This is a genomic window from Dyella japonica (genome assembly GCF_040545895.1).
Taxonomy (GTDB): Bacteria; Pseudomonadota; Gammaproteobacteria; order Xanthomonadales; family Rhodanobacteraceae; genus Dyella; species Dyella japonica_D.
The window spans coordinates 499263-524729 of sequence record NZ_JBEPMU010000003.1 but is presented as its reverse complement, the minus strand read 5'-3'; the positions used below and the strand labels follow the sequence as shown (position 1 = coordinate 524729).

The 25467-nt window shown below is 62.8% G+C and carries 21 protein-coding genes; 13 read left to right on the top strand and 8 right to left on the bottom strand.

All coding sequences use genetic code 11. The features are described 5' to 3' along the window. Positions 1-19: 19 nt before the first annotated feature. Both ABIC75_RS12565 and ABIC75_RS12560 read right to left on the bottom strand, forming a co-directional pair. Positions 20-652 carry an HAD hydrolase-like protein gene (locus ABIC75_RS12565; protein ID WP_354014193.1) on the bottom strand — a complete coding sequence of 211 codons (633 nt, stop codon included), beginning with the start codon at positions 650-652 and terminating at the stop codon, positions 20-22. Further along, positions 652-1830 (bottom strand): phosphoglycerate kinase, encoded by a 1179-nt coding sequence (locus ABIC75_RS12560; RefSeq protein WP_354014192.1) that lies wholly within the window; start codon positions 1828-1830, stop codon positions 652-654. Before ABIC75_RS12560 ends, ABIC75_RS12565 begins: the two co-directional genes overlap by 1 nt. Before the next feature lie 139 nt (positions 1831-1969). On the opposite strand from ABIC75_RS12560, the gene maiA reads away from it, so the two are divergent. After that, positions 1970-2635 (top strand): maleylacetoacetate isomerase, encoded by a 666-nt coding sequence (gene maiA / locus ABIC75_RS12555; RefSeq protein ID WP_354014191.1) that lies wholly within the window; start codon positions 1970-1972, stop codon positions 2633-2635. Between the two features lie 61 nt (positions 2636-2696). On the opposite strand, the gene ABIC75_RS12550 is transcribed toward maiA, so the two are convergent. Beyond that, on the bottom strand, positions 2697-3815 hold the full coding sequence (locus ABIC75_RS12550; protein ID WP_354014190.1) for a PilT/PilU family type 4a pilus ATPase: 1119 nt from the start codon (positions 3813-3815) through the stop codon (positions 2697-2699). Between the two features lie 83 nt (positions 3816-3898). Here ABIC75_RS12550 and ABIC75_RS12545 point away from each other — a divergent pair, with 83 nt between their 5' ends. From ABIC75_RS12545 to glmS, 5 genes are all read left to right on the top strand, one after another. After that, entirely contained in the window at positions 3899-4495 is a 597-nt protein-coding gene (locus ABIC75_RS12545; RefSeq protein WP_354014189.1) for a DUF4398 domain-containing protein, read from the top strand. After that, positions 4492-5106 carry a hypothetical protein gene (locus tag ABIC75_RS12540; protein ID WP_354014188.1) on the top strand — a complete coding sequence of 205 codons (615 nt, stop codon included), beginning with the start codon at positions 4492-4494 and terminating at the stop codon, positions 5104-5106. The genes ABIC75_RS12545 and ABIC75_RS12540 overlap by 4 nt, the downstream gene beginning before the upstream one ends. A 408-nt stretch (positions 5107-5514) precedes the next feature. Further along, positions 5515-5742, top strand: coding sequence for a YdcH family protein (locus ABIC75_RS12535; RefSeq protein WP_354014187.1), 228 nt, complete (start codon positions 5515-5517; stop codon positions 5740-5742). A gap of 156 nt (positions 5743-5898) precedes the next feature. After that, positions 5899-7269, top strand: coding sequence for a pyridoxal-phosphate dependent enzyme (locus tag ABIC75_RS12530; protein WP_354014186.1), 1371 nt, complete (start codon positions 5899-5901; stop codon positions 7267-7269). Positions 7270-7407: 138 nt separating this feature from the next. After that, complete coding sequence (glmS, locus tag ABIC75_RS12525) at positions 7408-9237, top strand: glutamine--fructose-6-phosphate transaminase (isomerizing) (protein ID WP_354014185.1); 1830 nt, start codon at positions 7408-7410, stop codon at positions 9235-9237. 67 nt (positions 9238-9304) lie between these two features. Here glmS and ABIC75_RS12520 read toward each other — a convergent pair whose 3' ends face one another. From ABIC75_RS12520 to rfbB, 5 genes are read right to left on the bottom strand one after another with little or no spacing between them, the layout of a single operon-like run. Continuing rightward, on the bottom strand, positions 9305-10717 hold the full coding sequence (locus tag ABIC75_RS12520; RefSeq protein ID WP_354014184.1) for a mannose-1-phosphate guanylyltransferase/mannose-6-phosphate isomerase: 1413 nt from the start codon (positions 10715-10717) through the stop codon (positions 9305-9307). Further along, positions 10711-11658, bottom strand: coding sequence for a dTDP-4-dehydrorhamnose reductase (gene rfbD / locus ABIC75_RS12515; protein ID WP_354014183.1), 948 nt, complete (start codon positions 11656-11658; stop codon positions 10711-10713). Before rfbD ends, ABIC75_RS12520 begins: the two co-directional genes overlap by 7 nt. Continuing rightward, complete coding sequence (gene rfbC / locus ABIC75_RS12510) at positions 11655-12212, bottom strand: dTDP-4-dehydrorhamnose 3,5-epimerase (protein WP_354014182.1); 558 nt, start codon at positions 12210-12212, stop codon at positions 11655-11657. Before rfbC ends, rfbD begins: the two co-directional genes overlap by 4 nt. Next, positions 12209-13093 (bottom strand): glucose-1-phosphate thymidylyltransferase RfbA, encoded by an 885-nt coding sequence (gene rfbA / locus ABIC75_RS12505; RefSeq protein WP_354014181.1) that lies wholly within the window; start codon positions 13091-13093, stop codon positions 12209-12211. Before rfbA ends, rfbC begins: the two co-directional genes overlap by 4 nt. After that, positions 13090-14160, bottom strand: coding sequence for a dTDP-glucose 4,6-dehydratase (gene rfbB / locus ABIC75_RS12500; RefSeq protein WP_354014180.1), 1071 nt, complete (start codon positions 14158-14160; stop codon positions 13090-13092). The genes rfbA and rfbB overlap by 4 nt, the downstream gene beginning before the upstream one ends. 218 nt (positions 14161-14378) lie before the next feature. On the opposite strand from rfbB, the gene ABIC75_RS12495 reads away from it, so the two are divergent. From ABIC75_RS12495 to ABIC75_RS12465, 7 genes are all read left to right on the top strand, one after another. Further along, complete coding sequence (locus ABIC75_RS12495) at positions 14379-15545, top strand: trans-sulfuration enzyme family protein (protein ID WP_354014179.1); 1167 nt, start codon at positions 14379-14381, stop codon at positions 15543-15545. A 158-nt stretch (positions 15546-15703) separates the two neighbouring features. Then, the gene (locus ABIC75_RS12490; RefSeq protein WP_354014178.1) at positions 15704-16498 is read left to right on the top strand and encodes an ABC transporter permease; all 795 of its coding nucleotides are present in this window, start codon (positions 15704-15706) and stop codon (positions 16496-16498) included. A gap of 8 nt (positions 16499-16506) precedes the next feature. Next, positions 16507-17721 (top strand): ABC transporter ATP-binding protein, encoded by a 1215-nt coding sequence (locus ABIC75_RS12485; RefSeq protein ID WP_354014177.1) that lies wholly within the window; start codon positions 16507-16509, stop codon positions 17719-17721. Next, positions 17718-19184 (top strand): FkbM family methyltransferase, encoded by a 1467-nt coding sequence (locus ABIC75_RS12480; protein ID WP_354014176.1) that lies wholly within the window; start codon positions 17718-17720, stop codon positions 19182-19184. The genes ABIC75_RS12485 and ABIC75_RS12480 overlap by 4 nt, the downstream gene beginning before the upstream one ends. A 28-nt stretch (positions 19185-19212) precedes the next feature. Further along, a complete protein-coding gene (locus ABIC75_RS12475) occupies positions 19213-23415 on the top strand; it encodes a glycosyltransferase (protein ID WP_354014175.1) in 4203 nt (1400 codons plus the stop codon). Between the two features lie 119 nt (positions 23416-23534). Continuing rightward, complete coding sequence (gene gmd / locus ABIC75_RS12470; protein WP_354014174.1) at positions 23535-24569, top strand: GDP-mannose 4,6-dehydratase; 1035 nt, start codon at positions 23535-23537, stop codon at positions 24567-24569. Then, positions 24553-25452: a GDP-mannose 4,6-dehydratase gene (locus tag ABIC75_RS12465; RefSeq protein WP_354014173.1), complete on the top strand. Its 900-nt coding sequence runs from the start codon at positions 24553-24555 to the stop codon at positions 25450-25452. The genes gmd and ABIC75_RS12465 overlap by 17 nt, the downstream gene beginning before the upstream one ends. Positions 25453-25467: the final 15 nt, after the last annotated feature.

Here is a 25467-nt window from a genome sequence, read left to right as displayed (position 1 = left end):
GCGCTGCGGCAGAGGGCGTTTAAGCGGCCAGCAGTTGGGCCAGGTGTTCCGGATCGCGCGCCAATGCATGCGCACCGGCCTTTTCCAGTTCAGCCTGGCTGCCGAAACCCCACAGCACGCCGATACCCTGGACGCGGTTGGCCACGGCACCGTCGATGTCGAAATGGCGGTCGCCAATCATCACCGCTTGCGTGGGCTCAGCACCGAAATCGCTCAAGGCCGCCGCGATCATCGTGGCTTTTTCGCTGTGCGGGCTGGATGGGTCGGGACCATATAGACGGCTGAACGCGGAGCCGAAGGGCAGGTGCTCGATGATCGGTCGCGCGTGCCGCTCCGGCTTGCTGGTGACGACAGCCAGCGTGTGGCCGGCCGCCTGCAGGCGCTCGATCATGGCGTCGATGCCTGGATACACCGTGTGTTCCTGCCAGCCGATGGTGTGGAAGCGCTCGTGGTAGTGCTCCACCGCCTGCTCGATGCGGTCGTGATCGTGGTCCAGCAGCGGCGCAAAACTGTGCCGCAGCGGTGGACCGATCCAGTGACGCATTTCGGCGGGATGCGCCACGCCCAGCTGCGTCAGCGCATGGCGGACGCAGCCCAGAATGCCGATCTCCGAATCGATCAGCGTGCCATCGAGATCGAACAGGCAGAGCATTACTTGCCTGCGCGCGCCCGGAGCGCCGCCACGGCCGGCAGTTCCTTGCCTTCAAGGAATTCAAGGAAGGCGCCGCCGCCGGTGGAGATGTAGGACACCTCGTTTTCGATGCCGTACTTGTCCACGGCGGCGAGCGTGTCGCCACCGCCGGCAATGGAGAAAGCCGGCGAGGCGGCGACGGCACGCGCCAGCGTTTCCGTGCCATGGCCGAACGCATCGAATTCGAACACGCCCACCGGGCCGTTCCACACCACGGTGCCGGCCTTGGCGATCATCTCGGCGTAGCGGCGTGCGGTCTCCGGACCGATGTCAAGGATCAGCTCGCCGTCCTTCACTTCATCCACCGGCTTCACCGTGGCGGGCGCGTGCGCGGAAAACTCCGGCGCGACAATCACGTCTACCGGCAGCGGAACATCGGCGTTCCGGCGCTTGGCTTCGGCGATCACTTTCTTGGCGGCCGGGATGAGGTCGGGTTCGTACAGCGAATTGCCCACCGAATAACCCATGGCGGCGATGAAGGTGTTGGCGATGCCGCCGCCCACAATCAGCTGATCGACCTTGCCGATCAGGTTTTCGAGCAGGGTGAGCTTGGTCGAGACCTTGGAGCCGGCCACGATGGCCAGCAGCGGGCGGGCAGGGTGCTCCAGCGCCTTGCCCAGCGCGTCCAGCTCGGCCGACAGCAGCGGGCCGGCGGCGGCGATGGGAGCGAACTTGATCACGCCATGCGTGGAAGCCTGCGCGCGATGCGCGGTGCCGAAGGCGTCCATCACGAAGATGTCGCACAGTGCGGCGTACTTCTTCGAAAGGGCATCGTCGTCCTTGCCTTCGCCCACGTTCATGCGGCAATTCTCGAGCACCACCACTTCGCCTTCGGCAACGTCGACGCCGTCGAGGTAGTCGGCCACCAGGCGCACCGGCTGGCCCAGCTTGTCACTGAGCCACTTGGCCACCGGCGCCAGCGAGGACTCGGCGTCGAACTGGCCTTCCTTCGGGCGACCCAGATGCGACAGCACCATCACGCGGGCGCCGGCATCGCGAGCGGCCTTGAGGGTGGGCAGCGCAGCGTCCAGACGTTGGGTGGAAGTGATCCGGCCGTTCTCGATCGGTACGTTCAGGTCTTCGCGAATCAGCACGCGCTTGCCGCGCAGATCAAGATCGCTCATGCGGGTAACGGACACGGCGGAACTCCCTCGGTTTGGATGCATGGATGCGGGCGCCCTGGGGCGCGAACCGCCTATTGTCCTGCCCGTTTCGCGGTGATGCAAACCGCGTGACAGGTATCCTACGGGCCTGACATGTCGCCGAAAGGACAAAGGTATGGGGCAGGAACTGGTGTTGTACGGCTATTGGCGCTCCAGCGCGGCCTACCGGGTGCGCATCGCGCTGAACCTGAAAGGCCTGCCTTACGAGTCCGAGGCGGTGCACCTGGTCAACCAGGGCGGCGAGCAGCATCTGCCGGATTTCCAGGCTCTAAACCCGCAGGAACTGGTGCCTTGCCTCATCGACAATGGCCAGGTCTTCACTCAGTCCATGGCCATCATGGAATACCTGGACGAGACGCACCCCGAGCCGCCACTGCTGCCGTCGGACGCGGCAGGTCGGGCACGCGTGCGCGCGTTGTCGCAGGTCATCGCCTGCGACCTGCACCCGCTGGGCAATCTTCGCGTACTGCAGTACCTGACGTCGCAACTCGGCGTCGATGATGCGACCAAGGGCGTGTGGTCGCGCCACTGGATCAGCCTGGGCCTGCAGGCCATGGAATCGATGCTGACGGGCAACGTGGCGACCGGTCGGTTCTGTCATGGCGATACCCCCACCATGGCGGATGCGTGCCTGGTGCCGCAGGTCTACAACGCCGTGCGCTGGAAGCTGCCGATGGACGGCTATCCAACGATTCAGCGCATCCACGACGCCTGCCAGTCGCTGGTGGCCTTCCAGCGCGCCGTGCCGGAAGCGCAGGCGGACGCACCGGCGCCGGTCTGAGCGTTCGTAGAATGACGAAGTGCGCGGGGCGGCATGCACCCCGCGGCTTGAGATATCGGCCTTAGAAGCCCAGGCCGTAGGGATCGTTGCCGACCAGTTCCGTGTTTTCCGCATTGCCACCGCTGTCGGACAGGCGAATCTTGAGCGCCAGGCCGTCGCGCGAGTCGGCCTTGTTGAGCGCTTCTTCCAGCTCGATGCGGCCTTCCTTGTAGAGGCGGTACAGCGACTGGTCGAAGGTCTGCATGCCTTCCTGCAGGCTGCGGTCCATCGCTTCCTTCACGTCGTGCACCTGGCCGCGACGAATCATGTCGCGGATCAGCGGCGTGTTGAGCAGCACTTCCGTCGCCGGCAAACGGCGGCCGTCCTTGCCGATCACCAGGCGCTGGCTGATCACCGCGCGCAGGTTGAGCGCGAGGTTCATCAGCACGTTCTTGTGTGCCGATTCCGGGAAGAAGTTGAGGATGCGTTCCAGCGTCTGGTCGGCGTTGTTCGAGTGCAGTGTGGCAAGACAGAGGTGACCGGTTTCGGAGAACGAAATGGCCGCTTCCATCGTGTCGGTGTCGCGGATTTCGCCGATCATGATCACGTCCGGCGCCTCGCGCATGGCGTTGCGCAAGGCCTCGTGATAGCTGTGCGTATCCAGGCCGACTTCGCGCTGGTTGACGATGGATTTCTTGTGGCGGTGCAGGTATTCGATCGGATCCTCGATGGTGAGGATGTGGCCCGAGGAATTCTGGTTGCGATGGTCGATCATCGCCGCCAGCGTGGTCGACTTGCCCGAGCCCGTGGCACCCACCACCAGGATCAGGCCGCGCGGCTCCATGATCAGCTCGCGGAAGATGCTGGGCAGCTGCAGCTGGTCGATGCTCGGGATTTCACTCTTGATGGCACGGATGACCATGCCCACTTCGCCGCGCTGCTTGAACACGTTGATACGGAAACGGCCGGCTTCCTTCACCGCCAGCGCCATGTTCAGCTCCAGGTCGCGCTCGAACTGCGGTACCTGGCCTTCGTCCATCAACGAGTAAGCGATTTTCTTCACCATGCCGCTGGGCAAACCGGTATTGCCCAGCGGGTAGAGCTTGCCCTCGACCTTAATGTTCACAGGGGCGCCCGTCGTCAGGAACATATCCGACGCGCCCTTGTCAACCATTAGCTTGAGGAAATAACCAATGTCCACTCGAATCCCCTAGTTCCGTGCGCATTGCTAAAGTGGATTATGCCCGCCCACAATACGCTGCGACACTCCGAGAGGACTGAGTGATGGTGCACATCTTTTTCCCGCCGAGACGACAAATGAATAATGCTCGATTGGCGGTTTCGACCCTGACGCTGGCCATGACGCTGGCGCTGGCCGGTTGCGCTTCGGCGCCGCCGCCGGACGGGATCATGAACCAGGCTCAGATGCAGCTGCAGGCGGCACGGGATGCCGATGCCGCAGCCTACGACCCGATTGACTGGGGGAACGCCCAGGACAAGTTCCAGCAAGCCCAGAACGCCATGGCCAAGCGCGACTACGACGTCGCCGCCCAACTGGCCGACGAAGCCCGGGCCAGCGCCGAGCTGGCCCGCGCCAAGGCCCGCCTGGGGGCCGCCCGGGCGCAGATCCAGAGCAAGACGTCAGCGAACCAGCAGCTGCGCGAGCAGATCGACCAGGCCCTGTCCGAGCAGCAACAGCAGGACCAGAGCCAGGCCACCAGCCTGCCGCCACAACAGCAGCCGGCGGACATGCCCGCCCCGCCCAGTTCCGCGCTGGGTGAGCCTGTCCCGCAGGGGCAGGGCTTCCAGACCTACCCGCAAAACCCGCCCACTGACCAGCCGGCTCCTGCGTCGAGCACTGACCAAGGAGGCCATCCATGAAACTGACCTTCCGCCTTTCCATGTTGCTGGTGGCCGTGGCTGCCACGGGCGTCGCCTATGCGTCCTCCAAGGACGACATGGACGTGGCCCGCTTGAACAACAGCCTCAGCCAACTCGCCAGCGATCCGTCCCTGGGCATGTATGCCCAGGCGGAGCAGGCGCGTGCCCACGACGCCGTGAACCAGCTGTCCCAGGCGCGCTCGCGTGATCACGCCCATGCGCTTTACATCGCCGAGCGCCGCGTGGATCTCGCCCGCGCCACGGCTCAGCTGCAGGACGCCCAGCAGCAGATTGCCAAGCTCGACCGTGAACACGACCAGATCCAGCTCGACGGCAGCCGCCGCGAGACGGAAATGGCCCGTCGCGAACTTGAGCGCCAGCGCCTGCAGTACCAGGCAGCCCAGGAAGAATCGGCTCGTCAGCTCGCCGCTGGCGCCGAAGCCGCCGCCCAGGCCCAGGCGCAGGCCGACCAGGCCAAGAAGCTCGCCGCGGCGCAGGCCAAGGTGGCCAATGCCGCCAAGAAGCAGGCTGACCTGGCTGCCCAGGCGGCCCGAGCGATGCGCCAGCAGATGCAGGGCGACAGCTCGACGAACAAGGATCAGGGCAAGTAACTCCCGCCCCGCCGTATGTTCGGAAAAGGCCGGCGGCGTCCCCGTCGGCCTTTTCTTTGTCCGATGAACAGCCGAGGTGACGCGGCCCGTGGCGGCTGGCGTTCAAATTCCGCAACGCTCGCGTTCGCCTTCCGCAAAAGGCTGTTCTGGCAGTCTTTTTTCAGAAAGTTCCTGCATTTATATCTGCCGATATGACGCTTGCATGACCCCAGAACGGGGAGTAGGGTCAAGTTCCCAGGGGGCACCTTCGCGCCCTGGGTCACCGACCTGAGTCATGCGCCCATCCTTCTCCTTCATCGTTCTCCATGGACCGGTCGACCGGCATGGATAGCGGGTGCGTGTGCGTGATTCCTCGTCAGCAGGCGTCCCTCTCAGCCGCCTGCCGTTCTCTCCAGAGGAGGTTCGATCATGTTTGAAAACCAGCAGCGTGATGATGTCGAAGCATTGATGAAGGCAGACGCCGAATTCCGTCGGCTTTACCAGCACCATCAAGAACTCGACAGCAAGGTGCACGACGCCGAAATCGGCGTGCTTCCCATCGATGACATGACGTTGTCGGGCATGAAGAAGGAGAAACTCCACGCGAAGGAGCGGCTCCAGCGCATGTGGGACAACCGAGCGCACCACATCAACTGAATCTGCGACGTTTTCGCATGAACGCAGCCCCGGCGCCTCACGGCTTCCGGGGCTGTGTCGTTTCTGGCGTTCGGGTAAGGGCAAACCGGGCTCGGTTATCATCCGGTTTTCGAGCGGCCATCACGAAGCAGCCGCTGCCTACAGCAAGGAGTTTTTATGTCGGTCCACCAGAGTGTCCTCGAACTGATCGGACGTACCCCGATGGTACGCGCGCAGCGCCTGGACGTTGGACCGTGTGAGCTGTTCCTCAAGCTGGAAAGTGCCAACCCGGGCGGCTCGGTGAAGGACCGCATCGGCATGTCGATGATCGAAGGCGCCGAGAAGGCAGGCAAGATCCGTCCCGGCGACACGCTGGTGGAAGGCACCGCCGGCAATACCGGCCTGGGCCTGGCGCTGGTGGCGCAGCAGAAGGGCTACCGCCTGATCCTGGTGGTGCCGGACAAGATGAGCCGCGAGAAGATCTTCAACCTCAAGGCCATGGGCGCCGAGGTGGTACTCACCCGTTCGGACGTGGCCAAGGGCCATCCGGAGTACTACCAGGACATGGCCGAGCGCATCGCGCGCGAAACGCCAGGCGCCTACTTCATCAACCAGTTCGGCAACCCGGACAACCCGGCGGCGCACATTGCCACCACGGGCCCTGAAATCCTGGAGCAACTAGACGGCAAGGTCGACGCCATCGTGGTCGGCTGCGGCTCGTCCGGCACGCTGAGCGGCCTCTCGAAGTTCTTTGCCGAGCATTCGCCCAACACCGATTTTGTGCTGGCCGATCCGGTCGGCTCCATCCTGGCGCAATACATCAACGACGGCGTGCTCTCGACCAAGTCGGGCAGCTGGATGGTCGAAGGCATCGGCGAGGATTTCCTGCCGAGCATCAGTGACTTCACGCGCGTGAAGAAGGCCTATGCCATTCCCGACAAGGAAAGCTTCCTGGCCGCGCGCGAATTGCTGGCGAAGGAAGGCATTCTGGGTGGTTCCTCCACCGGCACCCTGCTTGCCGCCGCGCTGCGCTACTGCCGCGAGCAGACGGCGCCCAAGCGCGTGGTCACCCTGGTGTGCGATACGGGCAACAAGTACCTGTCGAAGATGTACAACGACTACTGGATGCTCGATAACGGCTTCATCGAACGCGAGCAGCACGGCGACCTGCGCGACCTGCTGCTGCGCCCCTTCGCTCAGCGCGACACCGTTGTCATCGGCCCGAACGAGTTGCTGATGACGGCCTACACGCGCATGAAGCTGTATGACGTCTCGCAATTGCCGGTGATGGACGGCAGCCGCCTGGTCGGCATCCTCGATGAATCGGATGTGCTGATGCACGTGCACGCGGACGAAAGCCGGTTCCGCGACCCGGTATCCACCGCCATGATCACCAGCCTGCATATGCTGGACGTGCGCTCGCCGATCGAATCGCTGCTGCCCGTGTTCGATCGCGGACACGTGGCCATCGTGGTGGACGGCGAACAGTTCCTGGGCCTGATCACCCGTATCGATCTGCTGAACTATCTACGCCGCAAGGTGCATTGAAGCCTGGGCAACGAGGCGTTCAGCATAGGCCATCGGAACGCCCGCCCATCGCCACGAAAGTTTGCTGAAATCGGTTGCGTACAGAGTCGCGATTTCGCGGCTGTCATTGGCCGCGCCGTGTTCAAGGAGTAACAGCTCATGTGTGGAATCGTTGCCGCCGCCGCCCAGCGTGATGTGGCCCCCTTGCTCATCGCCGGCCTCAAGGCGCTGGAATACCGTGGTTACGATTCAGCGGGCCTGGCCGTGCTCGATCGCGGCGAGATCCACCGCGTGCGTGCCAAGGGCAAGGTGCGCGAGATGGAGGCGCTCTATCTCGCCGCCCCGTTCCCCGGCGGCACCGGCATTGCGCACACGCGCTGGGCGACGCATGGCGTGCCCAATGAAGCGAACGCACACCCCCACATGGCGGGCAGCATCGCGCTGGTGCACAACGGCATCATCGAGAACTACGCCACGCTGCGCGCCGATTTGCAGGCACGCGGCCATGTCTTTACCTCCGAAACCGACACCGAAGTGATGGCGGCGCTGATCAACGAGCATGTGCAATCGGGCCTGAGCCTGCGTGAAGCCGTGCTGGCCACCGTGCGCGAACTCGAAGGCGCCTACGCCATTGCCGTGATCAGCAGCAAGGAACCTGGCCGCGTAGTGGGTGCTCGTCATGGCGCGCCATTGCTCGTGGGCGTGGGCATCGGCGAGCATTTCCTGGGTTCGGATGCGCAGGCGCTGATCCAGGTGACGAACAAGATCATCTATCTCGACGAAGACGACGTCGCCGAGATCACGCGCGACCAAGTGGAAATTTTCAATCTCGACGGCCAGCGCGTCGAGCGCTCCATGCACGAAAGCGAACTTTCCGCCGATGCGGTGGAACGTGGCGAATACCGCCATTACATGCAGAAGGAAATCTTCGAGCAGCCCCATGCCGTGGCGGCCACGCTGGAAGCTCGCATCGGCCCGCACGGCGTGCTGCCGAACATCTTCGGTGTGGATGGCGACGAACTGCTCGCCAAGGTGCGTGGCCTGCACATCATTGCCTGCGGCACCAGTTACCACGCGGGTCTCGTCGCCAAATACTGGATCGAGGAATACGCGCGCCTGCCGGTAAACGTGGAAGTGGCCAGCGAGTACCGCTACCGCGAAGCCGTGGTGCCCGATGGCACGCTATTCGTGGCGATTTCGCAGTCCGGTGAAACGGCCGATACGCTGGCCGCCATGCGCGAGTCGCGCCGTCGTGGCTATCTGGGCACGCTGGCGATCTGCAACGTGCCCGAGTCGTCCGTGGTGCGCGAGGCCGACCTCAAGTTGATGACGCGCGCGGGCCCGGAAATCGGCGTGGCGTCTACCAAGGCCTTCACCACGCAGCTCGCTGCGCTGGCGCTGCTCACGCTGCATCTTGCGCACCATCGTGGCATGGACAACACCCGCTACATCGATCTGTGCGCCCAGCTGCAGCATCTGCCGCGTGCGCTCGAGGACGCGCTCAAGCTTGAGCCGCAGGTGATCGACCTGGCCGAGCATCTCATCCATCGCCAGCACGCCCTGTTCCTGGGGCGTGGTGCGCAATATCCGGTGGCGCTGGAAGGCTCGCTCAAGCTCAAGGAAATCTCGTACATCCACGCCGAAGCCTATCCGGCTGGCGAGCTCAAGCACGGCCCCCTGGCGCTCGTTGACGAAGACATGCCTGTCATCGCCGTCGCCCCCAACGGCCCACTGCTCGACAAGCTCAAATCCAACCTGCAGGAAGTCCGCGCCCGCGGCGGCGAACTGCTCGTCTTCGCCGACGGCGAAGCCAGCCTCGAAGGCAACGGCGCCCGCGGTGTGACGCTGCGGATCAACGGTGGTGGCGACTTCATCGCGCCAGCCGTGTTCACCGTGCCACTGCAACTGCTTGCGTATCACGTCGCCGTGCTGCGTGGCACGGACGTGGATCAGCCGCGCAATCTGGCGAAGTCGGTGACGGTGGAATAAGCCTGTATTCCGCAAAAAAAGCCGCGCAAAAGCGCGGCTTTTTTGTTTCAGACGTCTAGTACTGTACTCAAGATCGACCGTAGACGTCTTCGAGTCGGACGATGTCGTCCTCACCCAGGTAGCTTCCAGATTGAACCTCGATGAGTTCGAGGGCGACCTTTCCAGGATTGCGCAGGCGATGCACGCTGCCCAGCGGGATATACGTGCTCTGATTCTCACTGAGCAGGAATACGCGGTCGTCGCAGGTCACCTCGGCTGTGCCCGAGACCACAATCCAGTGTTCTGCTCGATGGTGGTGTTTCTGCAAACTCAGCGCTGCGCCGGGCTTGACGACGATGCGCTTGACCTGGAACCGATCACCGGCTTCGATCGAGTCGTAACTACCCCAAGGGCGTCGCACGGCGCGATGCAATGAGTGTTCGCTGCGACCGCGGGCCTTGAGTTCGTCCACCACGCGCTTGACATCCTGCGCTGCGTCGCGGTGCGCGACCAGCGTGGCATCGGGTGTGGTGACGACAATAACGTCATCGAGACCAACCGTTGCCACGAGATGGCGGTCATGCGAGCGAACGAGGGCGTTGTGCGTATTGATGGCGATGGTGTCGCCCTCGCTGAGGTTGCCGTTGACGTCCTTGCTTCCGGCGAGCCAAAGCGCGGACCATGAGCCGATGTCGCTCCACTCACAGCTGACCGGCACGACAGCTGCGCGCTTGGTTTTTTCCATCACGGCATAATCGATGGAGTCGTCAGGTACCTTGCCGAACGCCTCCGCGTCGAGACGCACGAAATCCAGGTCGCCTTTGGCCGTGGCGAACACCTCCTTCACGGAGGCCAGCATGGCCGGCGCATGCAAGGCAAGCTCCTCCAGATAGCGCGCGGCTTTGAACATGAACATGCCTGAGTTCCAGTCGTAGCCCCCATCGGCGACATAGGACTGCGCAGTTTCCTGATTGGGTTTTTCAACAAAGCGCTCCACGCGGAACGCCGAATCGTTGATGGCTTCCGCGCGGCGGATATAGCCGAAACCGGTTTCCGGGCGGCTAGGGCGAATACCGAAAGTGACGAGCCAGCCGTCCTTTGCCGAGCTCAGCGCCTGCTCCACAGCGGAAACGAAGCTCTCGGTATCGCCAATCAGGTGATCGGCAGGCAATACGAGCAGAATGGCGTCTGGATCGTTCGCCACCGCATGCAGCGCGCCCAACGCAATGGCGGGCGCGGTGTTGCGGGCCACAGGCTCAAGGATGATCGTGGCGCCATCGACGAGCGATTCAAGCAACTGGTCGGCGACCAGGAAGCGGTGGTCGTCACTAGCGACCACGATGGGAGCCCCTACGTCGGGCAACCTCTCTGTGCGGGCAACGGTTTGCTGGAACAGCGTGCCTTCCCCGCTAAGTGGCAGGAATTGCTTGGGAAGGTTCTTGCGGGAGATGGGCCACAGTCGCGTGCCACTGCCGCCGCTGAGAATGAGGGGAATCAGCATGATCGTCCGTTTACCTCTGCACAAAGCTCGTGAATGACATCGTCCAATCCGGTTCGCCAGTCCGGTAGTGGAAAACCGAAACGCCGGGAAAATCCGGTGTTGTCCAATATCGACCAGCGCGGTCGTGGAGCGGGCGTAGGAAACTCTAGGCTCCCTACCGGCACGATGTCTGGAATGGCTTCCAGTAGACCCATGGAGTGAGCCTTCTGAAAAATCGAAACGGCGAAATCATGCCATGTCGTGGCTCCGCTGGACACGAGATGATACGTCCCCAGGGCGGATGTTTCCTGTCCGGTTGCTGATCGGTGCCATTGCTCAACAGCCGCGAGACTGGCCCGGGCGACCAATCCGGCGGGGGTTGGAGTGCCGTGCTGGTCGTTCACGACGCGCAGTGGGCTCCGCTCATTGGCCAGCCTGAACATCGTGCGGAGGAAATTGTGGCCATGCGCCGCATATACCCACGCCGTACGGAAGATAAAGTGGGGCGCGCCGCTCGCCCGCAGGGCCCGTTCGCCAGCCAGCTTGCTGCGGCCGTAGGCATTGATGGGAGCCGTTTTGTCTTCGACGGTGTAGGGCCTGGACTGGCATCCGTCGAACACGTAGTCCGTGGAGTAGTGAACCACGAGTGCTTGCGTCGCTGCCGCCCATCGCCCAATGACGGCGAGCGCATCGCCATTGATGCGCGTCGCCAGCAACTCCTCCTGTTCCGCGCGATCCACCGCCGTATAGGCCGCGGCGTTGAAGACGACGTCAGCACCGACATTCTCAAGCAGTGCTTCGAGATCGGCGCTTTGGGCCATGTCCACGTGCCGAGCGATATCCCGGCCATTCACGATGCCATCACGGCTGGCGAGCACGACCTCGCCTCCGGCGGCTAGCTCAGGGCTGCCGGCGATGATTCGACCAAGTTGGCCATTGGCGCCGAGCACGAGGATTTTCACGGAACGTAAGCCGGCAACTTGTCTACGGGAATGTCGCTCAGCAACGGGGAGTGCATGTCCTTGGGCGAAAGCATTGGCGCCGTCGATGGCCAGTCGATGCCAATGGCCTCGTCATTCCACCGGATGGTGGCGTCGGCTGCGGGTTCGTAGAGGGCGGTGCACTGGTAGGTGAAGATGGCTGCTTCGGACACGACACAGAAACCATGCGCAAACCCTTCCGGTATCCACAAATGCCGGCGATTCTGTGCGCTCAGTGTTACGGCCTCCCAGAGGCCGAATGTCGGCGAGCCCTGGCGGATGTCGACCGCTACGTCGTACACCTCGCCCTCCAGAACGCTCACGAGCTTGCCCTGCGGATGAGGCCACTGGTAATGCAGCCCGCGAAGGACGCCGCGGGTGGAGCGCGACACATTGGTCTGCACGAAACTGGCACGGATCCCAGCCTGGCCGAACCGTGCGGCATTGAAACCTTCATAGAAGAAGCCTCGTTCGTCTTCGAACACACGCGGCTCGATCACGAGCACACCCGGCAAGCGCGTTTGCATCACCTTCATTGCTTGGATTCCACGTCAATCAGCGAGGCAAGGTACTGGCCGTATCCCGTCTTGGACAGCGCGTTGGCCTGGGCTTTCAGTTGTGCCGTGTCGATCCAGCCTTGTGTGAAGGCAATTTCCTCAGGGCAGCACACCTTCAGTCCTTGTCGATTCTCTATGGTCTGGATGTAGTTGCTCGCCTCGATGAGCGAATCGTGGGTACCTGTGTCCAGCCATGCGAAACCTCTTCCGAGCTTCTCGAGTTGCAGGCTTCCCTCAGCCAGGTAGCGGCGGTTGAGATCGGTGATTTCCAGTTCGCCACGCGCCGATGGTGTCAGTTCGGCAGCGAATTCGGGAGCGCGGTGATCGTAGAAATAGAGCCCGGTCACAGCGTATTGGGATTTGGGCGAAGCCGGCTTTTCCTCGATGCCGATGACCCTGCCGTGCGCGTCGAATTCGGCAACGCCATATCGCTGGGCGTCACGCACCCAATAGCCGAACACAGTCGCGCCTTCTCGCTGCCCGGCCTGTCTGAGGCGTTCGACGAGGCCCTCGCCGTAGAAAATGTTGTCACCGAGCACGAGGCAGCTTGGCGAGCCGGCGAGGAAGTCCTTGCCGATGACAAACGCCTGAGCCAGCCCGTCGGGCGCGGGCTGCACCGCGTACCGAATGGAAATGCCCCATTGCGAGCCGTCCTTGAGCAGCCGCTCGAACAGAGGCTGCTCGTGCGGCGTGTTGATGATCAGCACCTCGCGGATGCCAGCCAGCATGAGTACGGCCAGCGGGTAATAGATCATCGGCTTATCGTAGACAGGCAACAACTGCTTGCTTACGGCCTGGGTGATCGGGTGCAGGCGCGTGCCTGCCCCGCCCGCCAGAATGATGCCTTTCCTCGATGTCATGCGCCGATCCTTTCCAGGCGATAGCTGCCATCCAGTACGTGCTCGATCCAGGGCTGATGGTTGAGGTACCAGTCCACGGTCTTAGCGATCCCTGTTTCGAACGTCTCGGACGGACGCCAACCCAGTTCGCCCTGCAGCTTGCTCGAGTCGATGGCGTAGCGCCGATCATGGCCTGGGCGATCGACCACGTAGGTAATCAGGGATTCGCGGGGACCGCCGTGAGCCAGGGGAGCCTTGTCGTCGAGCAGCCGACAGATGAGTCTTACAACGGCGATGTTTTCGCGCTCTGAATGGCCACCGATGTTGTACGTCTGGCCCGGGCGGCCGCCCTCTAACACCCGGTGAATGGCCGCACAGTGGTCCCCGACGTACAGCCAGTCACGAATATTTTTGCCATCGCCGTAGACGGGCAAAGCATCACCTACCAGTGCCTTTTGAATGATCAGGGGGATGAGTTTTTCCGGGAACTGGTAAGGGCCGTAATTATTGGAGCAATTTGTCGTCAGCGTCGGTAGGCCGTAGGTGTGGTTGAAAGCGCGGACCAAGTGGTCCGACGCGGCCTTCGATGCGGCATAGGGCGAATTGGGGGCGTAGGCCGTCTCCTCTGTGAACTTGCCCGTGGGTCCCAGTGAGCCGTACACCTCGTCCGTTGACACATGTAGGAAGCGGAAATCCTCCCGGGCGTCTCCGTGCAGCTCCCGCCAGTAGTCGCGAACGCTCTCCAACAGGGCGAGTGTCCCAGAGACATTGGTTTCTACAAAGGCGGCAGGCCCTTCGATGGATCGATCCACGTGAGATTCGGCGGCAAAGTTGACTATTGCTTGCGGGCGATAGTCCGACAGTAGCCGTTGGATCAGGGCGCGATCTCCGATGTCTCCCCGGACAAATTGGTGCGCGCTCTGGCCTTTAAGCGACGCAAGCGTCTGGAGGTTGCCCGCGTAGGTGAGCTTGTCCAGGTTGACGATCCGCCAACCTTGGGCCACCGCGCCCAGGACGAAATTGCCGCCGATGAATCCCGCACCTCCCGTCACGAATAGGGTCTTGCAGGCGCTGCTTGCTTCATTCATGACGGGAGTGGCTCCGGGGTCGGGCTGACTGGTGGGCAATCATGCCTGTTGTCAGCGGGGCGACCAAGCCATGGGCTGCCGGAAAGGCGGTCCTCGCGTGGGCTTTGGCGAATTGTGAACAACTGGCCTTCCGCTAGGTCGGAAAGCCATCTGCCAGCGGTTAATATGTCTGCCTTTGACTAACCTTGGAATGGCCCTAGGGGCCTCAGGCAAACCTGATGAAGACTGGTGGAAAGCGAGACAAGCTTGGTTTGGGCACCCTTGCCATCCATGCGGGGCAACACCCGGATCCGAGCACAGGGGCTATCATGACGCCCATCTATGCGACGTCCACATACGTTCAGGAAAGTCCAGGCCGCCACAAGGGCTATGAGTACTCGCGTACGCAGAATCCTACGCGCATGGCCTACGAGCGCTGTGTAGCGGATCTGGAAGGTGGCGAGGCCGGCTTTGCCTTTGCCTCCGGCTTGGCCGCGGCGGCCACGGTGCTGGACATGCTTGACTCAGGCAGCCACGTCATCGCCATGGACGACCTCTACGGCGGCAGTTATCGACTTTTCGAGCGAGTGCGCAGGCGCTCGGCCGGCTTGGACTTCAGTTTCATCGACCTCAACGACATCCAGGCCCTGAAAGCCGGGTTGAAGCCCAACACGCGCATGATCTGGGCCGAAACACCCACCAATCCTATGCTCAAGCTCGTGGATTTGGAAAAGGTGTCTGCTTTCGCCAAGAAGCATGGCTTGATTCTAGTGGTCGACAACACCTTCTGCTCGCCCATACTGCAGCGTCCGCTGGAATACGGTGCCAACTTGGTACTGCACTCGGCCACCAAGTACCTGAACGGTCACTCGGACATGGTAGGTGGCATCGTCGTGGCCGGTACCGATACCCTTGCAGAGCAAATGGGCTTTCTGCAGAACTCTGTTGGTGCCGTCGCCGGGCCGTTCGACAGCTTCCTGGCCATGCGTGGCCTCAAGACGCTGCACTTACGCATGAAGGCGCATTGCGAAAGTGCGCTCGAGCTAGCTAAGTGGCTGGAGAAGCACCCGCAGATCGAGCGAGTTATTTATCCGGGCCTCAAGAGCCATCCGCAGCACGCTCTCGCGCGCCGTCAGATGGATGGTTTCGGCGGCATCATCAGTGTTGAGGTCAAGGGCGGCCTTAAGAAGGCGCGTCGCACGCTGGAGCGCTGCCACCTTTTTGCGCTGGCCGAATCGCTCGGCGGCGTGGAAAGCCTCATCGAACACCCCGCAATCATGACTCATGCCTCGGTGCCGTCGGCCAACCGCAAGCGCCTAGGCATTAGCGATGGCCTGATCCGTCTGTCCGTTGGCGTGGAAGACATCCGCGATTTGCGGAACGAGTTAGAACACGCACTCGCCTGACCCGATGGGCCGCCTTTGAGTTGAAGGCCGGTGACGCAGGGAGCCGGTCAACGCAGGCCACATGCCAGGAAATGGCGTGTGTCGCGTAAGAATAAAATCCCCTCAATCCAGGTCTTGCTATCGCGGCAGACAACCGCCGCGCCGTACATGGAAAAACTATGACTGAGATGTTGGCTGCCATCTGGCGCTACCGGTTTTTCATCTTCTCGTCGGTGAGAAACGATTTTCGCGCTCGCTTCGCACGAAGCAGCCTTGGCGCGGTGTGGATGATCCTGCAGCCGCTAGCGCAGGTCGCCATCTACGCGTTGGTGCTCTCGCGAGTACTGGGCTCGCGCTTGCCAGGCACTGACAACAAGTACGCCTACGTCATCTATCTTATCTCGGGCATCCTGGGGTGGTCGCTTTTCGTCGAGCTGCTTTCGCGTTGCCTGACCATCTTCGTGGACAGCGGAAGCCTGCTGAAGAAGGTGGTGTTTCCGCGGATCTGCCTGCCGCTGATCCTTGCCGGATCAGCGTTGATCAACAACCTGCTGCTGCTGGCGGCCACGCTGGGCGTCTTCGTCATCGTCGGCCATCCCATCGACAGCTCGGCGCTGTGGCTGCTGGTGCTCATTCCGCTGACGCTGTCCTTTGCCCTGGGGCTGGGGCTGATCCTGGGCACGCTCAACGTGTTCGTGCGCGACGTCGCACAGGTGATGAACGTGGTGCTGCAGCTGTGGTTCTGGCTCACGCCGGTGGTCTACATGCCCACCATCGTGCCCGAGCAGTTCCAGGCAGTGCTCAACGCCAATCCCATGTACTGGATCGTCAGTTCGTACCAGAACGTGCTGCTGTTCCATAAGGCGCCCGACCTTGACCACCTCGGCCTGACGGCGGTGATTTCGTTGGGCCTGCTGGCGGTGGCGTTGCTGCTGTTCCGTCGTTCGTCGGCTGAAATGGTGGACGTGCTATGAGCGGCGACGTGCTGGTTTTGAAAGGGGTCGGCAAGGCCTTCCGCGAATATCCCTCTCAGATACTGCGGTTCCTGACCTGGATGGGCGTGCGCGTCCGCAACGTCAACGAACACTGGGTGCTGCGCAACGTGTCGTTCCGGCTTGGCCACGGCGAAGCCGTGGGTATCGTGGGACAGAACGGCGCGGGCAAGAGCACGCTGCTCAAGCTCATTACCGGCACGCTGCGCCAGACCACCGGCGACATCGTCGTCAATGGACGCATCGCCGCCATCCTCGAACTGGGCATGGGCTTCAACGCCGATCTCACGGGTCGCCAGAACGCCATACACACGGCAGGCCTGATGGGATTCAGCCAGGCCGACATCGCCCGTGTGCTGCCCGATATCGAGGCCTTCGCGGAAATCGGCGAGTATTTTGACGAACCCGTGCGCACGTATTCGAGCGGCATGCAGATGCGCGTGGCGTTTGGCGTGGCGACGGCGTTTCGCCCGGAAGTGCTGATCGTCGACGAGGCGTTGTCCGTGGGCGATGCCTATTTCCAGCACAAGAGCATGGCCCGCATCCGCGAGTTCCGTCGGCAGGGCACCACGCTGATCATCGTGTCGCACGACCGCACGGCGGTGCAGGCACTTTGCGATCGGGCGATCCTGCTGGACAAGGGCGAACAGCGCATGGACGGCGATCCGCACACCGTCATGGATTACTACAACGCCATGATCGCGGAGAAGGAAAACAGCGCGATCCAGTCCGTGCAGCTTGAGTCTGGCAAGGTGCAGACCATTTCCGGCAGCGGCGAGGCGGTGATCGATTCGATCGGGTTGTTCAATGCGGCCGACGAGAAGGTCGAGTTCATCAATGTCGGGGAGACGGTGGATCTGCGCGTCCGGGTCATGGTCAGGCAGGACCTGCCGCGACTGGTCCTGGGTTACCTCATCAAGGATCGCCTGGGCCAGGATGTCTTCGGCACCAATACGCATCACACCGCGCAGGTGCTGGAAAACGTGCGGGCCGGCGAGTCGTACGAATTCAGCATACGCTTCGACGCGAACATGGGTGCAGGCGCGTATTCCGTTTCCACCGCGCTGGTCAGCACGGACACGCATCTGGTCAACAACTATGAGTGGCGCGACCTGGCGCTGGTGTTCACCGTGATGAACGTGGATCGCACCTACTTCGTCGGAGCTACCTGGGTACCTCCCCACATTTCGATCAAGCAGCCATGACCGTCGTTTCCTACGCACAGAACCAGGAAGACATCATGCTTCATCGCGTGCTGCGCGATGTGAGCCACGGCTTCTACGTGGACGTGGGTGCCCAGCAGCCCATCGTCGACTCCGTCACCAAGCTCTTCTACGACCAGGGCTGGCGAGGCATCAACATCGATCCGCTGCCGCAATGGCATCGCATGCTCGAAGAGGATCGTCCCCACGACATCAACCTTCAGCTCGCCCTGGGCGAGCAGCCCGGGCGCATTTCCCTCTACGCCATTGCGGACACGGGTCTGTCGACGGCCGACCAGGAATTCGCGCGTCGGCACGCCGAGCTGGGCTACGAGGCGACGGAGATCGTGGTCGATGTCCGCACGCTGGATGACGTGTGCGCGCAGTACGCGCCCGCCGATGTCCATTTCCTGAAAATTGACGTGGAGGGCGCCGAGGAAGGCGTGCTTCGCGGCTTTTCATTCGAGCGCATCCGACCGTGGGTCGTGGTGGTCGAAGCCGTGGAGCCGGTGGCGCAGCGTGAGGGCGATGCAGCGAGCGAGGCGGTGACGACGCATCAGCGCTGGGAGCCGATCCTGCTGGAAAAAGGCTACGAGTTTGTCTATTGGGACGGGCTCAACCGCTTCTATCTGGCCAAGGAACATCTTTCCCTGCGCAACCGCTTCGATGCGCCGCCCAATCCGCTGGATGCGTTTGTCCGTTACAACGACCTGGCCAAGCATGCGCGCATCCTGCAGCTGGAAGCGGAGCGCAAAGGCCTGGTGGATGCGGCGGAGCTTGCGTCGTTGCGCCAGCGACTGGGCGATTTTCATGGCCTGGCCGAAAGCGCGCAGAACCGCCTTTACCGCATCGGTGAACTGGAACAGGAGGCGGCCCATCTGCAGGGACGTCTCGCGGCGCTGGAAGAACACAATCGCGTCATGCAGGATGTCGTGGCCTTGCTGCGCGAGGACGTCGAGCGTGCGGGCAGTCTGAGCTTCGAGCGCGACCAGCTCAAGGCCGAGCTCGCGCAGCGCCTGGGCGAAATGGAAGGCCTGCGAAGCGCATTGACCGAAGCGCAGACCAAGCTGGACCAGGTCATCGGCAGCCGCTCGTGGCAGATGACCAAGCCCTTTCGATTCGTTGGCCGCGTGTTTCGCGGAAACGTCAAGCGCCCGGCGCTGATCGACGCCAACGGCCGCAGCTTGCCCAAGCGTGCGGCCCGGCGTGTCATGTTCATCGGTGCGCGGTTCCTGCAGGAGCACCCTGCCGCGCGCCGTGCCGTGGAGCGGATGCTGGGCGCATCGCCTTCGTTGCGCGCCCGTCTGGCCGCTTTCTCGCGGCACAACGCGCCTTACATCAACCCCGACGCCGCCGCGTCGGTGCATGGTGCGGCGGTGGCTGGGCGGCATGGTCGATCGCCGGATGTGTCGGTGATCTACGCGCGTATGCAATCGGTCATCTCTTCCAGCAAGAATCCGCGTTAACGGCCGTGTCGATGCAGGGAACATCACTATGAAGATCGTCATCGACATCCAGGGAGCGCAAAGCGAAAGTCGTCACCGGGGCATCGGTCGCCACACGGCAGCCTTGGTGAGGGCCTTCGCGCGCGAAGCCGATGGCAAGCACGACGTGTGGATCGTGGCCAACGCCAGCCTTGGCCACGTCGAGGCCGTGCGCGCCGCAGTGGATGGGTTGATACCGCAGGAGCGCATCGTTTCCTTTGCCGTGCCCGGCCAGGTGGCGTCGATGGACGCCGCGCATGCGCCGCTCACGAACGCGGCAGAATTGATCCGCGAGGATTTCCTGCGCAGCCTGAATGCGGACATCGTGTGGTGCAGCAGCCTGTTCGAAGGCTGGGTGGACAACAGCGTCACGTCCATGGGGCGCCTGTCTTCCGATGCCGTGCGCGCCGTGACGTTGTATGACCTCATTCCGTTGTCGGACACGGCGGCCCATCTTTCCAATCCATCCGTGCGCGCTTGGTACTACCGCAAGCTCAGCCAGTTGCAGCGATCGGATGTGTTGCTGGCCATTTCCGACTACGCGCGCCAGGAAGCAATCGAGCTTCTGAATATCTCTCCCGACCGCGTGCACACGATTTCGAGTGCCGCCGACGAGTGCTTTCGCCCGCTGCCTGACGAAGAGCGTCAACGCGCCGTGCAGGGCCTAGAGATCGGCCGTCCATTCGTGCTTTACATGGGTGGTTTTGACAGCCGCAAGAACGTCGAACTGCTGGTGCGCGCGTTCGCGTCGCTGCCGCGGGAATTGCGTGGCCGACATGCGCTGGTGCTTGCCGGGAAAGTCACGGCGTCCCGGGAATCGGTATTGCGTGCGCTGGCGTCGCGGCACGGCCTTGGCGCCATGGACGTGGTGTTCACGCGTGAGCTGACGGACAACGACCTGGTGACGCTTTACAACCAGTGCTCGCTCTTTGTCTTCCCGTCCTTGCAGGAAGGATTTGGTCTGCCCGTGCTGGAGGCCATGGCGTGCGGTGCGCCCGTGCTGGCGGCCAACGCGACCAGCCTGCCCGAGGTCGTGGGACGGTCGGACATGTTGTTCGATCCTGTCGATGCGCCGAGCCTGGCGTCAAAAATGGAAGCGGTGCTCAGCCAGCCCGGCCTGGCGCAGGAGTATCGCCAGCACGGTCTGGTCCAGGCCAAGCAGTTTTCGTGGGAGGCCTGCGCCCGGCGCGCCATGCAGGCGTTCGAAGCGAAGGCGAAGCCGGCGACGACAACGGTTCCGGCAAGCCGCACGCAAATCGCAAAGCCGCGCATGGCGTTCATCTCGCCGTTGCCGCCCGAACGTACCGGCATCGCCGATTACAGTGCCGAGCTGTTGCCCAGCCTTGATCGTTACTACGACATCGACGTCGTGGTCGACCAGAAGACGGTAGGCGACCCGTGGGTTGTCGCTAATTACCCGGTGCGCGACGCGGCCTGGTTCCGGTCGCATGCCCATCTGTTCGACCGCGTGCTGTATCAATTAGGCAACTCCACCTTCCATCTCTACCAGCTCGATCTGCTACGCGATTTTCCGGGCGTCGTCGTGCTCCACGATTCCTTCATCGGCGCGCTGAGCCAGTGGCGCGCGGTGCATGGCGCCGGCGATCGTGAGTACCTGAGGCGGCTTTACCGCGCCCATGGCTATGAGGCCTTGCTGGCCGACAAGGAGCTTGGTCGGAGCTGGACCATCAACCACTATCCCAGTAGCTGGGAAGTCATTGAAAACGCGGCCGGCGTACTGGTTCATTCGCAGTACGCCATGGACCAGGTGCGTCGGGCTTACGGCGCATCGGTGGCGCAGGAAATGCGTCACGTCGCCTTTCCCAAGCATCGCCGGGCGAGCGCGCGCGACGTGTCGCGCAAGGCGCTTGGCCTGAAGCCCGATGATTTTGTCGTCTGCAGCTTTGGCATGGTAGCGCCCACCAAGCTCAACCACTGTTTGCTGTCTGCATGGTTGTCCAGCAGCCTGGCGAAGGACGCGCTGTGCCACCTGGTTTTCGTCGGCGAGAACCATGGCGGTGACTATGGCCGCGAACTGCTCGCCACGATTGCAGCCAGCACCGCTGCAAACCGCATCCGCATCACGGGCTTTGTCGATCACGCGCAGTATCACGCGTGGCTGGAGGCGGCGGACGTCGCCGTGCAGCTGCGCACCGAATCGCGCGGTGAAACCTCGGCGGCGGTGTTCGACTGCATGGCGCAGGCGCTGCCGGTCATCGTCAACGCGCATGCGACGTTCGCGGAGCTGGACGCCTCGGCGGTGTGCATGCTGCCTGACCTGTTCGACAATGGGGATCTGGCGATCGCGCTTGCGACGCTTCACGATGATCCGCTCAAGCGCAAGGCGCTGTCCGAACAGGCGCGGCACGTGATCGATGCGCGTCATCACCCCTCGGTGGTGGCGACGCAATACCGGCAGGCTATCGAGGCGTTCTCCTCGCACCACTTCCTGGCGCGGGAACACGAGCTTTACCGACGATTCGCCAGCATCGATGGCCTGCCGGAAGAAAAGCTCTGGGACATCGCCGCCGCAGTGCGCGGCAACCGTCGCCCGCGAGGCAAGCGCAAGCTGTTCGTCGATGTGACGGCGGTAGCGCGCAATGATCTCAAGACCGGCATCGAACGCGTCACGCGCAATGTCTCGACCGAACTTCTGCGGGCCCGTATCGAGGATACCCGGGTGGAGTTGGTGCGCTTCCAGGATGGTCACTACGTGTACTGCCGTGACTATGCCTGCCAGTTGTTGGGTGTGCCGGAACTGGAGCTCCCCGACGAGGTCATCGACGTAGCGCCAGGCGATATCTTTTTTGGCCTGGACTGGGTGGCCGACGTCGTTCCCGGCAACCGGGCGCTCTACCAGTCGTGGCGCGATCGCGGTGCCACGGTTTACTTCCTGGTGTACGACCTGCTGCCGGTGCTGCGTCCGGAGTTCTTTCCGGCTGGCATCGATCGCATGCATGGCCAGTGGCTTACCAGCGTCGCATCGATTGCCGATGGCGCCATATGCATCTCTAGAACCGTGGCGGACGAATTGCAGGAATGGTTGAGCCGCAAGGGCATCGTGCGCGCGCGGCCTCTGGCGATCGGTTACTCGTACCTGGGCGCCGAACTTGACGCACGTCCAGACGTGGTGGCCGGCGAGTCGATCCTGTCCGAGCGCGTGGCCTCCGTTGTCGCCGGAGCACGCGCGGCACCGACCGTGTTGATGGTGGGGACCATGGAGCCTCGCAAGGGGCATCGTCTTGCGCTTGCGGCGTTCGAGCAGCTGTGGGCCGAGGGGCGGGATATCCACCTGGTCATCGTCGGCAAGCTTGGCTGGATGATGGATTCCCTGGGCGAACAGGTGCGCGCTCACGCGCAATACGGGCGTCGTCTGCACTGGCTCGTGGGTATCGACGACAACGAACTGCGTGCCTTGTATCGATCCTCGCGAGCACTCCTGGTGGCATCCGAAGGCGAGGGTTTCGGCCTGCCCATCATCGAAGCTGCGCTCAACGGCATTCCGGTGATCGCGCGTGACCTGCCGGTGTTCCGCGAGGTGGCCGGCAACGCTGCGCACTATTTCAAGGGCAGCGATCCCCGACACCTCAAAGAAGCTGTCCTGGCGTGGTTCGCGCTGGACGAGCAGGGCGCCGCACTCGCGCCGGCGGCGATTCCCCAGCTGTCGTGGCGTGACAGCGCGCTGGCCATGATGGGTCTGGTCACCGACAGGCATCATCCGCAATGGCTGTACGCGTGGCAGGCGGGTGAGCCGCTCAATCCGCTGGTCGATGCATCGGGTCTGATCCTGAGCCTGTCACAGGCCTCGCCGGATCTGCTGCGTCGCGGCTGGGGCGATCCGGAAGACTGGGGTTGCTGGGCCATTGGCGCTGCGGCGTCGCTCAAGGTCGACGTCGAGGCCCAGGAAGGCGCGGCCCTCCAGTTCACTGTGGTGGCGCGTGCGTTCGTCAGTGCATCGCATCCTCAGCAGTCCTTCGAACTGCAGGCCAATGGCCAAACGGTCGGTTCATGGACTCACCGTTACGGTGAGGACTTCACGGAGCAACGCTTCGTGCTGCCCGCGCTCCCCAGGGATCGACCGACGCTGGAACTCACGGTGATCCAGAAGGACGCCATCTCGCCGAAGGCGTTGGGCGATTCGCCGGACGGCCGGCAGTTGGGCCTAGCGGTGAAGGAACTGGGTTTCACCTGGATTAATCACGGAAACACCTGACGTCTGTGCTAATTTTGGACGTCTGGTTCACTTAAAATCAGGGAATCTTCGAAGCAGCTGTGGCTGCATGTGGGCCGGTCCCGCGCGAAGATCACGTCAGCAAATAGAGAGTTCAAAGCATGAAATCTGCACTGATCACCGGCATCACGGGCCAGGACGGCGCCTATCTGGCAGAGCTTCTGCTCGCGAAGGGCTACAAGGTTTTCGGCACGTATCGGCGCACCAGTTCGGTCAACTTCTGGCGCCTGGAAGAACTGGGCATCGCTGAGCATCCCCATCTCTCGCTGGTCGAATTCGACCTGACGGATTCGGGTTCGGCCATCCGTCTGCTGCAGACCAGCGGCGTGACCGAGGTGTACAACCTCGCTGCGCAGAGCTTCGTGGGCGTGTCGTTCGACCAGCCCGGCACCACGGCGCAGATCACCGGCGTCGGTGCGCTGCACCTGCTGGAGGCCATCCGCATCGTCAACCCGGCCATCCGCTTCTACCAGGCGTCCACCTCCGAGATGTTCGGCAAGGTACAGGCGGTGCCGCAGAAGGAAGACACGCCGTTCTATCCGCGCAGCCCCTACGGCGTTGCCAAGCTCTACGCCCACTGGATCACGGTGAACTACCGCGAGTCGTACGGCATCTTTGGTTGCAGCGGCATCCTGTTCAACCACGAGTCGCCGCTGCGCGGCCGTGAGTTTGTCACGCGCAAGATCACGGACACGGTGGCCAAGATCAAGCTCGGCAAGGCCGAGGTGCTCGAGCTGGGCAACCTTGACGCCAAGCGCGACTGGGGCTTTGCCAAGGAATATGTGGAAGGCATGTGGCGCATGCTTCAGGCCGACGTGCCCGACACGTTCGTGCTGGCGACCAACCGTACCGTGACCGTGCGTGACTTCGTGGCACTGGCCTTTGAAGCGGCGGGCTACACGATCCGCTGGGAAGGCGAGGCGGAGCAGGAAGTGGGCATCGATGCCGCGACCGGCAAGACCCTGGTAAGCATCAATCCCAAGTTCTATCGCCCGGCCGAAGTGGAGCTGCTGATCGGCGATCCGGCCAAGGCTACCCGTACGCTGGGCTGGAAGCCGGAAACCAAGCTCGAAGACTTGTGCCGCATGATGGTCGAAGCCGATATCCGCCGGAACGAACGTGGCCAGTCCTTCTGATCGTCGTCAACCGGTTGCACTGATCACGGGCATCCACGGCTTCACCGGGCAGTATGTCCACGCGGAGCTGATGGAAGCAGGTTACGACGTGGTGGGCCTCTCGCATGAGGCCGGCCCCGGCGTGCACGCGGCAAACCTGTGCGATCGCGACGCGGTCGCCGCCGTGGTCAAGCAGGTGCAGCCGGACGTGGTGATCCATCTGGCGGCCATTGCCTTCGTTGCGCATGGCGATGCCGATGCGATTTACCGGACAAATGTGTCGGGCACACGCAACCTGCTTGAGGCGCTGGCCGCCTTGTCGCATGCGCCGCGTGCGGTGCTGCTTGCCAGCAGTGCCAACGTCTACGGCAACAGCGACGAGGAAATCCTCACCGAGGAAACCGTCGTGGCGCCCGCCAACGACTACGCCGTCAGCAAACTCGCCATGGAATACATGGCGCGACTATGGATGGACAGGCTGCCGATCGTCCTGGCGCGTCCGTTCAACTATACGGGCGTGGGCCAGAGCGAGAAATTCCTGCTGCCCAAGATCGTCAACCATTTTCGTCGGCAGGAACGCCACATCGAGCTGGGCAACATCGAGGTCGCGCGCGATTTCCAGGATGTCCGGTTTGTCGCCAACGCCTACCGCCGCCTCATCGAGGCGCAAGCGGTTGGCGAGGTCGTCAACATCTGTTCGGGCGTGGCCCACTCGCTGATGGACGTGGTGCGCATGCTCGAAGGGTTTGCGGGCTATCGGATCAATGTGCGCGTGAACCCGGCGTTTGTGCGCGCCAACGATGTGATGAAGCTCCAAGGCTCCAACCAGAAGCTTGAGAAGCTGATTGGCGCGCTTGACATTATCCCGCTCAAACAGACGCTCGACTGGATGTACAACGCCTGAGAAGGCGCAGGATTA

What these genes read in the sequence shown, in the direction of transcription:
- ABIC75_RS12565 (WP_354014193.1), bottom strand. Translation starts at nt 652, where the DNA reads ATGCTCTGCCTGTTCGATCTCGATGGCACGCTGATCGATTCGGAGATC.
- maiA (WP_354014191.1), top strand. Translation starts at nt 1,970, where the DNA reads ATGGGGCAGGAACTGGTGTTGTACGGCTATTGGCGCTCCAGCGCGGCC.
- ABIC75_RS12545 (WP_354014189.1), top strand. Translation starts at nt 3,899, where the DNA reads ATGGTGCACATCTTTTTCCCGCCGAGACGACAAATGAATAATGCTCGA.
- ABIC75_RS12540 (WP_354014188.1), top strand. Translation starts at nt 4,492, where the DNA reads ATGAAACTGACCTTCCGCCTTTCCATGTTGCTGGTGGCCGTGGCTGCC.
- ABIC75_RS12535 (WP_354014187.1), top strand. Translation starts at nt 5,515, where the DNA reads ATGTTTGAAAACCAGCAGCGTGATGATGTCGAAGCATTGATGAAGGCA.
- ABIC75_RS12530 (WP_354014186.1), top strand. Translation starts at nt 5,899, where the DNA reads ATGTCGGTCCACCAGAGTGTCCTCGAACTGATCGGACGTACCCCGATG.
- glmS (WP_354014185.1), top strand. Translation starts at nt 7,408, where the DNA reads ATGTGTGGAATCGTTGCCGCCGCCGCCCAGCGTGATGTGGCCCCCTTG.
- ABIC75_RS12520 (WP_354014184.1), bottom strand. Translation starts at nt 10,717, where the DNA reads ATGCTGATTCCCCTCATTCTCAGCGGCGGCAGTGGCACGCGACTGTGG.
- rfbC (WP_354014182.1), bottom strand. Translation starts at nt 12,212, where the DNA reads ATGAAGGTGATGCAAACGCGCTTGCCGGGTGTGCTCGTGATCGAGCCG.
- rfbA (WP_354014181.1), bottom strand. Translation starts at nt 13,093, where the DNA reads ATGACATCGAGGAAAGGCATCATTCTGGCGGGCGGGGCAGGCACGCGC.
- rfbB (WP_354014180.1), bottom strand. Translation starts at nt 14,160, where the DNA reads ATGAATGAAGCAAGCAGCGCCTGCAAGACCCTATTCGTGACGGGAGGT.
- ABIC75_RS12495 (WP_354014179.1), top strand. Translation starts at nt 14,379, where the DNA reads ATGAAGACTGGTGGAAAGCGAGACAAGCTTGGTTTGGGCACCCTTGCC.
- ABIC75_RS12490 (WP_354014178.1), top strand. Translation starts at nt 15,704, where the DNA reads ATGACTGAGATGTTGGCTGCCATCTGGCGCTACCGGTTTTTCATCTTC.
- ABIC75_RS12480 (WP_354014176.1), top strand. Translation starts at nt 17,718, where the DNA reads ATGACCGTCGTTTCCTACGCACAGAACCAGGAAGACATCATGCTTCAT.
- ABIC75_RS12475 (WP_354014175.1), top strand. Translation starts at nt 19,213, where the DNA reads ATGAAGATCGTCATCGACATCCAGGGAGCGCAAAGCGAAAGTCGTCAC.
- gmd (WP_354014174.1), top strand. Translation starts at nt 23,535, where the DNA reads ATGAAATCTGCACTGATCACCGGCATCACGGGCCAGGACGGCGCCTAT.